General features: G+C 73.6%; 12 protein-coding genes and 1 pseudogene. 7 read left to right on the top strand and 6 right to left on the bottom strand.

Going from position 1 to position 11485, the window contains the following annotated elements; translation table 11 throughout:
- Positions 1-114: 114 nt before the first annotated feature.
- A pseudogene (locus ACWCO3_RS23640) lies at positions 115-432 on the top strand (DUF58 domain-containing protein); the annotation flags it as partial.
- A complete protein-coding gene (locus ACWCO3_RS23635; protein WP_145779915.1) occupies positions 429-1379 on the top strand; it encodes a VWA domain-containing protein in 951 nt (316 codons plus the stop codon). The pseudogene ACWCO3_RS23640 and the gene ACWCO3_RS23635, both read left to right, overlap by 4 nt.
- Positions 1380-1448: 69 nt before the next feature.
- On the opposite strand, the gene ACWCO3_RS23630 is transcribed toward ACWCO3_RS23635, so the two are convergent.
- The 5 genes from ACWCO3_RS23630 to ACWCO3_RS23610 form a co-directional block, all read right to left on the bottom strand.
- Entirely contained in the window at positions 1449-1604 is a 156-nt protein-coding gene (locus ACWCO3_RS23630) for a hypothetical protein (RefSeq protein ID WP_167524799.1), read from the bottom strand.
- A gap of 122 nt (positions 1605-1726) precedes the next feature.
- A complete protein-coding gene (locus ACWCO3_RS23625; RefSeq protein ID WP_450012080.1) occupies positions 1727-2959 on the bottom strand; it encodes an acyltransferase family protein in 1233 nt (410 codons plus the stop codon).
- On the bottom strand, positions 2956-3933 hold the full coding sequence (locus ACWCO3_RS23620; RefSeq protein WP_450012078.1) for an alpha/beta hydrolase: 978 nt from the start codon (positions 3931-3933) through the stop codon (positions 2956-2958). Before ACWCO3_RS23620 ends, ACWCO3_RS23625 begins: the two co-directional genes overlap by 4 nt.
- 99 nt (positions 3934-4032) lie before the next feature.
- Complete coding sequence (locus ACWCO3_RS23615) at positions 4033-4695, bottom strand: response regulator (protein WP_145779918.1); 663 nt, start codon at positions 4693-4695, stop codon at positions 4033-4035.
- The gene (locus ACWCO3_RS23610) at positions 4695-5921 is read right to left on the bottom strand and encodes a sensor histidine kinase (protein WP_450012076.1); all 1227 of its coding nucleotides are present in this window, start codon (positions 5919-5921) and stop codon (positions 4695-4697) included. Before ACWCO3_RS23610 ends, ACWCO3_RS23615 begins: the two co-directional genes overlap by 1 nt.
- Positions 5922-6075: 154 nt before the next feature.
- Between ACWCO3_RS23610 and fabG the strand changes: the two genes are divergently transcribed.
- The 4 genes from fabG (at position 6076) to ACWCO3_RS23590 (ending at position 9503) form a co-directional block, all read left to right on the top strand.
- A complete protein-coding gene (gene fabG, locus ACWCO3_RS23605) occupies positions 6076-6780 on the top strand; it encodes a 3-oxoacyl-ACP reductase FabG (RefSeq protein WP_145779920.1) in 705 nt (234 codons plus the stop codon).
- A 29-nt stretch (positions 6781-6809) separates the two neighbouring features.
- Complete coding sequence (fabI, locus tag ACWCO3_RS23600) at positions 6810-7577, top strand: enoyl-ACP reductase FabI (protein ID WP_088988618.1); 768 nt, start codon at positions 6810-6812, stop codon at positions 7575-7577.
- 101 nt (positions 7578-7678) lie between these two features.
- Complete coding sequence (locus ACWCO3_RS23595; protein WP_450012074.1) at positions 7679-8731, top strand: ferrochelatase; 1053 nt, start codon at positions 7679-7681, stop codon at positions 8729-8731.
- Positions 8724-9503: an HAD-IIA family hydrolase gene (locus ACWCO3_RS23590; RefSeq protein WP_088988620.1), complete on the top strand. Its 780-nt coding sequence runs from the start codon at positions 8724-8726 to the stop codon at positions 9501-9503. The genes ACWCO3_RS23595 and ACWCO3_RS23590 overlap by 8 nt, the downstream gene beginning before the upstream one ends.
- A gap of 282 nt (positions 9504-9785) precedes the next feature.
- Here ACWCO3_RS23590 and ACWCO3_RS23585 read toward each other — a convergent pair whose 3' ends face one another.
- Positions 9786-10580 (bottom strand): hypothetical protein, encoded by a 795-nt coding sequence (locus ACWCO3_RS23585; RefSeq protein ID WP_145779922.1) that lies wholly within the window; start codon positions 10578-10580, stop codon positions 9786-9788.
- A gap of 317 nt (positions 10581-10897) precedes the next feature.
- Between ACWCO3_RS23585 and ACWCO3_RS23580 the strand changes: the two genes are divergently transcribed.
- The coding region (locus ACWCO3_RS23580) for a DUF3097 family protein (RefSeq protein WP_450012071.1) at positions 10898-11485 on the top strand (588 nt) is incomplete at its 3' end.

The raw sequence follows: 11485 nt of genomic DNA, 5'->3' as shown, positions 1-11485 counted from the left end.
GGAGATGCTGCGGAAGTAGTCGACCAGCGGCTCCAGCGCGTCCGGCAGGTCGAGCATCAGCAACTCGTCGGCGTCAGCGGGGCTGAGCAGATCGGTGAAGCCGGCCGGGTCGGGTTGCGCAAGCTGCGGGTCCGCCACGACGTGCTGGCGATCGAGGTGGTCGACCCGCGGGAGCTGGAGCTGCCCGACGTGGGTGTGCTGCCGGTGGTCGACCCGGAGAGCGGCGAGCTGCACGAGGTGCAGACCGCCGACCCTCGGCTACGGCAGCGCTACGCCGATGCCGCCGCCGCCCAACGCGCCACTATCGCCGCCGCGCTGCGCGGCGCCGGCGCGGCCCACCTGCGTCTGCGTACCGACCGAGACTGGCTGCTGGACATGGTGCGATTCGTGGCCGCGCAGCGGCACGCCCGCACCAGGGGGACGACACGATGATCCGTTTCATGCAACCGTGGTGGCTGCTGGCCGTGCTGCCGGTGCTCGCACTCGCCGCGTTCTACATCTGGCGGCAGCTGCACCGCCGGGCGTACGCGATGCGGTTCACCAACGTGGACCTGCTGCGGACGCTGGCCCCGAAGGGGCTGGGCTGGCGTCGGCACGTCCCGGCGACCGCGTTCCTGCTCTGCCTGCTGGTGCTGGCCACCGCGTTGGCCCGGCCTGCGGTGGACACCAAGGAGCCGCTGGAGCGGGCCACAGTGATGCTCGCCATCGACGTGTCGTTGTCGATGCAGGCCGACGACGTGGCGCCGAACCGGTTGGAGGCGGCCCAGGAGGCGGCCAAGCAGTTCGTCGGCGAGCTGCCGGAGAGCTACAACCTGGGCCTGGTGTCGTTCGCCAAGGCGGCCAACGTGCTGGTGCCGCCGGGCAAGGACCGGGACGCGGTGACCAGTGCCATCGATGGGCTGGTGCTGGCCGAGGCGACAGCGACCGGCGAGGCGGTGTTCACCTGCCTGGAGGCGATCCGGTCGGTCCCGGCCGACGGCGCGGCGGGCATCCCGCCGGCCCGGATCGTGCTGCTCTCCGACGGTTTCCGCACCTCCGGGCGCGCGGTGGAGGAGGCCGCGGCGGCCGCGCAGGCGGCCAACGTCCCGGTCTCCACCATCGCGTTCGGCACCGACACCGGTCAGGTCGACATCGGCGGGCAGTTGCAGCGGGTGCCGGTGGACCGGTTGGCGCTCGCCGACCTCGCCGAGACCACCGAGGGCTACTTCTACGAGGCGGCGTCGGTGAGCGAGCTGAAGCAGGTCTACCAGGACATGGGCAGCTCGATCGGGTTCCGCACCGAGCCCCGCGAGGTGACCCAGTGGTATGCGGGGATCGCGCTGCTGTTGGCGCTCTGCGCCGGTGCGCTCAGCCTGCTCTGGTCGTCCCGGATGCTCTGAGCGGTGGGCCGGCGGCGGGCAGCGCCGCCGGCCGCCGGGGGTGGACGACCGGAACGAGTGCCGAGCGGGTCAGTGACCGCCGCCGGCCAGGACGAAGACGACGGCCACCCAGACGGCGGCGAGGGTGAAGCCCAGCGGGGCGACGTAGCGGCTCATGGACGGCTCCGGGTGGCGGCTGGACGGTCCGCGATGCGGGGGCGGACCGCAGGGGGTGGGGACGCGCACACGAAGTCGTGACCGGGCTGCTCCCGGCGACCGCCCGGAGTCGGGCGGCGCGGCACACACCTCGGCGTGGACCGAGGTGGTCGGGAACGAAGCGGGGTCAGCTCACCAGACTGAGTCGTGGCTCAGCGGGACTGACCATCGGCCCGGCCACGACTGGGAGGATCGCTATCTCGCACAGCGATCACCTCCTGCAAGTCGGGCGGGCCGGAACGTCGATGATCGTACACCGGCGACGCCGCCGAAGCGTACTCGGCCGACCGGCCGGCAACCCCTCCACCGCCCGGTCGTCGCGACGCCCGTGGTCGTCCTGTGCGCACCACGGTGACCAGCACCGCGGCCAGCAGCGGAAGCCAGCCGAAACGCGCCAGCACCCAGCCCGTGCTGTCCGGTGCGGTGTGCAGCCCCGGCAGGGTCAGCCCGCCGCGCGCGGTGAGCGCGGTCACCGCCACCAGGACGGGCTGATGCCACAGGTAGATCCGGACCGCGTGCTGGTTCACCTCGGGCACCGCTCGGCCCGGTAGCGGCCGGGTCAGCAGCCGCTCCAGCGTCGGCCGAGCAAGCAGACCCAACCCGACCTGGGTGACCGCCAGCGCCACCGCCAGCAGCGACGGCGGGTTCAGGTTGGACACCCCGGCCCCGGGCACCCCGACCGCGCTCACCGGATAGCCCAGCGCCAGCAACGCCCCGAGCGCGGCGGCCCCGCCGGCCGCCAGCGCGCCGGCCACCCGCCGGCCGCCCAACCGCCCGTCGGCGTGCGCCACCCCCAGCAGGTACGGCACCGCCCAGGCCGCCAGCACGGTGACCGGTGGCAGATCGGTGCCGGCCGGTAGCAGGCGTACGGCCAGGTCGACCGCCGCGACCACCGCCACCGCCGGGGCGACGATCCGTGCCACCCCCCAGCGCCGTACGGCGGCGCGCAGTGGGCTGGTCACCGCCACCAGGAACACCAGTGGCACCAGGAACCACAGTGGACTGACAGCGAGTCGGAGCGCTACGGAGAGCATGTCGTCCGGGGTCCCGGTGACGGTGGCGGCGAGCAGCACCGCCGCGCCCACCCCGAGCAGCGCCACCGTCGGCAGCAGCAGCCGGCGCAGCCGACGGGCCAGCCAACCGCCCGCCCGTCCCCGATGGCTCGCCAACGACCGGGTCGACCCGAAACCGGCGGTGAAGAAGAACAGCCCGAGCGTCTGCAACACCCAGGTCACCGGGGACAGACCGGGCAGGGCGGTCAGTGGGCTGGCCTGGTGCAGCCCACCGTCACCGGTCAGCACCAGACCGGTGACCAGCCAGTGCCCCAGCACCACCCCGCCGATCGCGTACGCCCGCAACGCGTCGACGGCACGGTCCCGGCTCACCGGGCGTCCCCGCTCCGGCCGGAGCCGACGGTGCCGAGCACCACCGCGTCGGAGCCGCCGAGCACCACCGCGTCGGAGCCGCCGAGCACCACTGCGTCGAAGCCGCCGAGCACCACCGTCGCCGCCGCGACCAACGTGGCGCTGCCGGGCGCGAGGTAACCGTCGTGCCCGGCCACCCCGCCCACCGGGAGAGGGCGCGCACCGAACGCCTCGTCGCCCGGACGACGGCCGAAACCCAGGCCGAGCAGTCGCACCGACGGCACCCGGCGGATCCAGTCGCTCGGCGCCTCCGCCGCCCAGAACCGCCGCCGGCCGGGCAGATCGTCCGCGTGCTGCACTCCGGCGCCGACACCGCCGAGAGTGACCACGTCGGTGACCTGGGCGGGGGCGTCGGCCGCCGCCAGCGACACCACCAGCGCCCCGTAGCTGTGCCCGACCAGCGTGATCGTCGCCGCCGGACGTCGAGCGGCCAGTTCCCGCAGCAGCACGACCAACCCGGCCGCGCCGCGTCGGGCGCTGCCGCCACCGGCCGCGGTCAGCACCCCGTCCGGCGGGTCGTAACCCAACCAGGCCAGCACCGCCACCCGCGCCGCCGGTTCGGTCGCCCGCAGCTCCCGGTACAGCTGCCCGGCCTGCACCGCCGGCGCGCGGCGAGCCACCCCGCCCAACCCCCTGTCGAAGTCGGCGAGGGTGCTCCCCACCCCCGGCACCAGCACCGCGATCCGATCCGCGCCGGCCAGGTCGCCGAACACCTCGACCGCGCGGCCGTCGCCACGCGTGTCGAACGTCAAAAACCGGCGTCCGCCGGCCGCCCAGTCCGCGTACGGAGGGCCGGCCGCGCGCATCGCCGCCGCAGTGACGGGGTACGCCTCGACGAACCCCGCCGCCGCGACCGGCTCGGGTCGGGTCGGCAGCACCAGGTTCACGCCGAGCAGCGCGGCCACCGCCACCCGACTGGCACCTCGTCGTCGCATCACGTTCTCCCTCCGGAATGTCGTCCGGAGGGAGAGTGCGCGGGCGGCCGGCGCTCGGTCGTCATCCCGGGGAGCCGTCTGCGGACTGGCTCCACGGGACTACTCCCCGGCGGCCACCAGACCCGTCTCGTACGCCAGCACCACCGCCTGGACGCGGTCGCGCAGCCCCAGCTTCGCCAGGATCCGCCCGACGTGTGTCTTCACTGTCTGCTCGGCCACCACCAGGTCGGCGGCGATCTCCGTGTTGTTGCGGCCCCGGGCGATCAACCGCAGCACCTCGGTCTCGCGCGGCGTGAGCCCGGCCAGGTCGGTGGGGCGCGGACGGCGGCGCTCCGGTCGGGCCGCGAACTCGGCGATCAACCGGCGGGTGACCGCCGGGGCGAGCAGCGCGTCCCCGGCCGCCACCACCCGCACCGCCTGCACCAGATCGGCCGCCGGAGCGTCCTTGAGCAGGAAACCGCTGGCCCCGGCGCGCAGCGCCTCGTACACGTAGTCATCCAGGTCGAAGGTGGTGAGGATGAGCACCCGGGGTCGCTGCGCCGAGCGGTCACCGAGCAGCTTGCGGGTGGCGGCCAGCCCGTCCATGACCGGCATCCGCACGTCCATCAGCACCACGTCCGGGTCGAGGTGGCGGGCCGCGGTGACGGCCTGCGCGCCGTCGGCGGCGTCCCCCACCACCAGCAGGTCCGGTTGGGCGGCGAGCAGCGCACCGAAGCCCTGTCGGACCATCGCCTGGTCGTCGGCGATCAGCACCCGGATCATCAGTCCCCGCCCTCAGCGTCGTACGGCAACTCGGCCGCCACCGCGTAACCCCCGTCGGGCAGCGGCCCGGCGGTGAACGTACCGCCCAGTGAGGTGGCCCGCTCCCGCATACCGGTCAGGCCGTGCCCGGGGTCGCCCTCGGCGGTCGGCCGGGCGTCGGCCGGGGAGTTCTCGACGCGTACCTTCAGGCCGGAAGGACCGACGCGGACGATGACCCGCACCGCGGCACCGGCCGCGTGTCGGGCCGCGTTTGCCAGGCCTTCCTGCACGATGCGGTACGCGGCCAGCCCGACCGGCGCGGGCACCTGCCCGTCGTCCGCCGGCCCGGCGTCCAGGGTGACCGGCAGCCCGGCCCGGCGTGCCGCGTCGACCATCGCGCCCAGGTCGGTCAGGTCCGGCTGCGGCGCGGTCTCCGGCCCGGTCGTCTCGCTGCGCAGCACCCCCAACAGTCGCCGCATGTCGGTCAGCGCGTCGCGGGCCGAGGCGGCGATGGCGACGAACTCGGCAGCCGTCGGGGCCGGCACGTCCGTCAGCCGGTACGGGGCCGTCTCCGCCTGCACCGCGATCAACGACATGTGGTGGGCCACCACGTCGTGCAGCTCCCGGGCGATCCTGGTGCGTTCCTCCAGCACCGCCCGGCGTTCCTGCTCCCGCTCGTTGCGCTCGGTCTGCGCGGCCAGCTCGCGCCGGGACAGCCGGTTGCGCCGGAACAGGTCGCCGACGATCGCGAACGCGCCGAGCATCAGCAGGACAGGCACCCGGTTGTCGGGGTGGACCAGGGTGAACACCGGCACCGTGCTGATCGCCACCACCCAGGCCAGCACCGGCCGGTCGACCCGCGCGACGACCACCGCCAGCACCGCGATCGACCCGAGCGCCAGCGGTGGGGTCCACGGCCAGGCCTGATCGGCCGGCGCGTTGAACGTGCAGATCAGCAGGGCCAGCACCGTCAGCCGCCACGCCAGCAGCGGACGCCGGGGCAGCACCAGCAACGGCGCCACAGTCATCGCCGCGAACAGCAGCGCGACCGGCGGCGGCAGGCCCCAGTCGCTCTCCACGGTCAGCGTGATCAGGAAGAGGCCGAGCGCGGCGAGCAGGCCGACCGGGGCGGCGTAGCGGGCCGGGCCGGGCCAACGCGCCAGCAGCTGTCGACCGGGCGGGGCGTCCCGGCCCAGCACTGTCTGCCGGAGGGCCCCGAGGGCCACGGTGATCGGTCGCCGGTTCACCACCCGGAGGCTACGGGCCGACCCCGCCACCAGGCGTGCCACCAGGGGTTGATCCCGGTGTCGTACCCCGGTGTGACACGGCTCCCGTTAGCGCTTACCTGCGGGTAACGCCTAGGCTCGCCTGCGACTGAGATCAGCTGAGCAAGGGGGAACAGTGGCCCGTACCGTGCTGGTGACCGGGGGCAACCGGGGGATCGGCCTCGCCATCGCGCAGGCCTTCGCCAAGCAGGGCGACCGGGTGGCGGTCACCCACCGCAGCGGCGACGCACCCGAAGGGCTGTTCGGCGTACGCGCCGACGTCACCGACGCCGCCTCCATCGACGCCGCGTTCGACGCCGTCGAGGCCGAGCTGGGCCCGGTCGAGGTGCTGGTCGCCAACGCCGGCATGACCGCCGACACGCTGCTGCTGCGGATGACCGAGGAGCAGTTCACCGGTGTGGTGGACACCAACCTCACCGGCGCGTTCCGGGTCGCCAAGCGCGCCTCTGGCAAGATGCTCCGCGCCAAGTGGGGCCGTATGATCTTCATCTCGTCGGTGGTCGGTCTGGCCGGTGGCGCCGGGCAGGTCAACTACGCCGCCAGCAAGGCCGGTCTGGTCGGCGTGGCCCGCTCGATCACCCGGGAACTGGGCAGCCGCAACATCACCGCGAACGTGGTGGCGCCCGGCTTCATCGACACCGACATGACGTCCGGCCTGTCCGAGGACCGCAAGGCGGAGATCCGCAAGTCGATCCCGGCCGGTCGGATGGCCAGCCCGGACGAGGTCGCCGGGGTGGTCACCTGGCTGGCGTCCGACAGCGCCGGGTACGTCTCCGGCGCCGTGATCCCGGTCGACGGCGGCCTCGGCATGGGCCACTGACCCCCATCTACGTACGGAGGAACCCCCGGATGTCCGGACTGCTCGCCGGTAAGCGGCTGCTCGTCACCGGTGTCATCACCGACGCCTCGATCGCCTTCTCGGTGGCGAAGCTCGCCCAGGAGAACGGTGCGCAGGTCGTGCTCACCGGCTTCGGTCGGCTCTCCCTGGTCGAGCGGATCGCCAAGCGGCTGCCCGAGCCGGCCCCGGTGATCGAGGTCGACGTCACCAACACCGAGCACCTGGCCAGCCTCGCCGACCGGGTACGCGAGCACGTCGACGGCCTCGACGGCGTCGTGCACTCGATCGGTTTCGCCCCGCAGAGCTGCCTCGGCGGCGGCTTCCTCGACGCGCCGTGGGAGGACGTGGCGACGGCCCTGCACGTCTCCACCTTCTCGTACAAGTCCCTCGCGATGGCGGCGCTGCCGCTGATGTCGCCCGGCGGCGCGGTGGTCGGCCTGACCTTCGACGCGACGAAGGCCTGGCCGGTCTACGACTGGATGGGCGTTGCCAAGGCCGGCCTGGAGTCCGCGTCCCGGTACCTGGCCCTGCACCTGGGCAAGCAGGGCATCCGCAGCAACCTGGTCGCCGCCGGGCCGCTGCGCACCATCGCCGCGAAGTCGATCCCCGGCTTCGACCAGTTCGAGGACGCCTGGACCGAGCGTGCCCCGCTGGGCTGGAGCCTCACCGACCAGGAGCCCGCCGCGAAGGCGTGCCTGGCGCTGCTCTCCGACTGGTTCCCGGCCACCACCGGCGAGATCGTGCACGTCGACGGCGGCTACCACGCCATCGGCGCCTGACGCACCTACCGGCGACGCTTCCGCTGCCGTCCGCGTGATCCACGCGTCCGGGCCAGGGGGGCGTCGCCGGGCCGTCCCGGGCGAGGGGCGAGAATGACCCCATGTCGTACGACGCGGTGGTGCTGGTGTCCTTCGGCGGGCCGGAACGGCCCGAGGACGTGATGCCGTTCCTGCAGAACGTGACCCGCGGCCGAGGCGTGCCGCCCGAGCGGTTGGCCGAGGTCGCCGAGCACTACCAGCACTTCGGTGGGGTGTCCCCGATCAACCAGCAGTGCCGGGACCTGTTGGCGGCGGTCCGCGCCGACTTCGCCGCGAACGGCGTCGACCTACCGGTCTACTGGGGCAACCGGAACTGGGACCCGATGCTCGCCGACACCGTGACCCAGATGCGCGACGACGGGGTCACCCGGGCGCTGGCCTTCGTCACCAGCGCGTACGGCGGCTACTCGTCCTGCCGGCAGTACCAGGAGGACATCGCCGCCGCCCGCGCCGCCGTCGGCCCGGACGCCCCGGTGATCGAGAAGCTGCGCCAGTTCTGGGACCACCCCGGCTTCGTCGAGCCACACTCCGACGCGGTCCGGGCGGCCCTGGGCCAGCTCGACCCGGCGAAGCGGGCCACCACCCGGCTGGTCTTCACCGCCCACTCCATCCCCACCTCGATGGCGGCCAACGCCGGCCCGCACGGCGGCCGGTACGAGGCGCAGCTGCACGAGACCGCCCGGCTGGTCGCCGCTGCCGCCGCACCCGACCTGGAGTACGACCTGGTCTGGCAGAGCCGCTCCGGCCCCCCGCAGGTGCCGTGGCTGGAACCGGACATCAACGACCATCTGGCCGCCCTCGCGCAGGATGGCACCACCGGCGTGGTGGTCAGCCCGATCGGGTTCGTCTCCGACCACCTCGAGGTCGTGTGGGACCTGGACACCGAGGCACTGGAGACGGCCAAGCAGCTCGGCCTGGACTTCGTCCGGGCCGACACCCCCGGCATCGATCCGCGCTTCGTGACCATGGTGCGGGAACTGGTGACCGAGCGGACCGACCCGGACGGCGCGCAGCTGCGCCGCCGCCTCGGCGAGCTGCCGATGTGGGACACCTGCCCGACCGTCTGCTGTGTGCCGACCCGTCGCCCGACGCCTGCTGGGGGAACCGATGCATGACCGTAAGCCCGTGCAGAGTTGGCTGACCGACATGGACGGCGTGCTGGTGCACGAGGGCCAGCCGGTGCCCGGCGCGCCGGAGTTCATCAACCGGATGCGCGCCTCCGGCAAGCCGTTCCTGGTGCTGACCAACAACTCCATCTACACCCCGCGTGACCTGACGGCCCGGCTCAGCCGGATGGGGCTGGACGTGCCGGAGGAGTCGATCTGGTCGTCCGCCCTGGCGACCGGCCAGTTCCTCGCCGACCAGCGGCCGGGCGGCACCGCGTACGTCATCGGTGAGGCCGGACTGACCACGGCGCTGCACGCGGTCGGCTACGTGCTCACCGACTTCGCCCCGGACTACGTGGTGCTCGGCGAGACCCGTACCTACAGCTTCGAGGCGATCACCAAGGCGGTCCGCCTGATCAACGACGGCGCCCGGTTCATCTGCACCAACCCCGACGTGACCGGCCCGTCCGTGGAAGGCGCGCTACCCGCCGCCGGCTCGGTCGCCGCCATGATCTCCAAGGCCACCGGGGTGGAGCCGTACTTCGTCGGCAAGCCCAACCCGATGATGATGCGCTCGGCCCTCAACACGATCAACGCGCACTCGGAGAGCACCGCGATGATCGGTGACCGGATGGACACCGACATCCTGTGCGGCCTGGAGGCCGGGCTGGAGACGATCCTGGTGCTGACCGGGATCAGCAGCCGTACCGAGGCGGAGCGCTACCCGTACCGCCCGTCCCGGATCGTCAACTCCGTCGCGGACCTGCTCGACGAGATCTGACCGGCCGGCCTGCGCGGGCGGCCTGCTGCTTGCTGGTCGCGTTGCGCGCTGGTCGCGTTGCGCGCTGCCCCCGATGATCGCGCTGCAACCAGGATGTAGTGGTCACCGTCCGCGCCGGAGGCCACTACCTCCATGATCGAGCGCGATCATGGAGGGTGGGCGCGCAGCGGACCCCGGCGGTCGAGGCGCAGCGGTTCCGGACCCGCGCGCGTCCACCCTGCGGCGGGCGGTGTGGCGCGTAGGGCCCCGGCACGCGGCCTTACCGCTGGCGCGGGTGACCGGTCAGGGGCGGAGTGGGGCGTTGCAGGCTGCCACCAGCGCCTGCCGGCAGGCAGCGGTGAGCGGACGAAGCGCGGCGTCGCGCTGCTGGGCCTCGTAGTTGTTGATCGCGCCCCCGGGTGCGGCGTGCCCGGCCAGCGCGAGCACCCGGTCGAGCACCGCAGCCCGGGCGAAGAGCCGACGGGCCCGCGGGTCGAAGCCCGGCGGCAGGTCGGTGGCGCCGTCGGGGCGGCGCAGCGCGGCCAGCGCGCCGGCCAGCTCGGGCCGCCACTGGGCCACGTCGAGGCGGGTCAACGCGGCAGTCGTCTCGGCGAGCGCGGCGGCCAGCTCGGCCTCCGCCTCGGCGGCGCCGGGCAACGAGAGTGACGCGGCGGGGGCGTTGGCGGGCAGCGGGTACACCCGCCACAGCACCGTCTCGAAACAGTCCCCCGAGCCGGAGGTGTGTGAGCGCACCTCCGGGATCAACCCCAGCCCGCCGGCCACCACCGCTTCCCCGGTGACCAGGGCCGCCCCGGCGAAGTCGCCGGGGCCGGGCAACCCCCGGGGGTCGCCCGGCGCGGGCAGCACCAGGCGGATCTCGTCCGGGGAGAGCTTGGCCAGGGTGGGCAGCGCGGCGCCCAGCGGGACGTCGGTCCAGGTGCCCGGGGCGTCCGCGACGAGGTGCTCCTCGTCGCCGGCGATGGCGTCGGCGACTTCGTCGTACGGCACCAACCCGGCGCGCCACGCGCGCACCCAGGCAACGAACCGGCTCGACCGGCGCGGCGCGAGTGTGGCCGCGCCCGTTGCGGGGGTGGACATGCCGAAAGGGTACGTGGTCACCACCGGCCGTGTCTCGACTGCCGCTCCGGCCGCCCGCCCTGCCCCGAACTGCTCCCTTCACCCCATTCCCTGCCCCCGCCCCAAACTCCGCCCGCCCCGCCATCCGCCCCCCGTCTGCGTCGATCATGGAGTTGTGGTGGGCGATACCCGGCTCTTGCGCGGGTTTGTGGAGCACCACAACTCCATGATCGGCGAGGCCGGGGCTGTGCGGGCAGCATCGGTGCCGGGTGTGGTGGGGAGTCTGGGGGCGGTGTGTCGGGAGGTGGGGTGGAAGTCGGGGAGTTAGCGTGATCGACATGGCGGGGCGATACGGCGAAGACGTGTTGGCGGGGGACTGGCGGCGGCGGAAGGTCACCCCCGAGGTGGACGCCGAACCGGACCTCGTGGTCGAGGACGCCGACTCGGGGTTCTGCGGCGCGGTGGTCGGCTTCGAAGCCGGCGCGGTCGTGTTGGAGGACCGGCACGGCAAACGGCGCAACTTCCCGTTGCTACCCGCGGCGTTCCTGCTCGACGGTCGTCCGGTCACCCTGCGCCGGCCCACCCGCGCTCCGGTGCCGGCGGCCCGTCGACGCACGGCGTCCGGCTCGGTGGCGGTGGACAACGTCCGGGCCCAGGTCGCCAAGTCGAGCCGCATCTGGGTGGAGGGCATCCACGACGCCGCGCTGGTCGAGCGGATCTGGGGCGACGACCTGCGCATCGAGGGCGTCGTCGTGGAGCCGTTGGACGGCATCGACGACCTCGACGCCGACGTACGCGACTTCGGCCCCGCCCCGACCCGCCGACTCGGCGCGGACGCCTTCCTCACCCTGCCCGGCGGGCTGGGCACCCTGGACGAGCTGTTCGAGGTCTGGACCACCGCGACCCTCGCCCTGCACGCCAAGCCC

The organism is Micromonospora sp. NPDC002411 (genome assembly GCF_053592955.1).
This window is presented reverse-complemented; position numbering and strand designations above follow the sequence as displayed.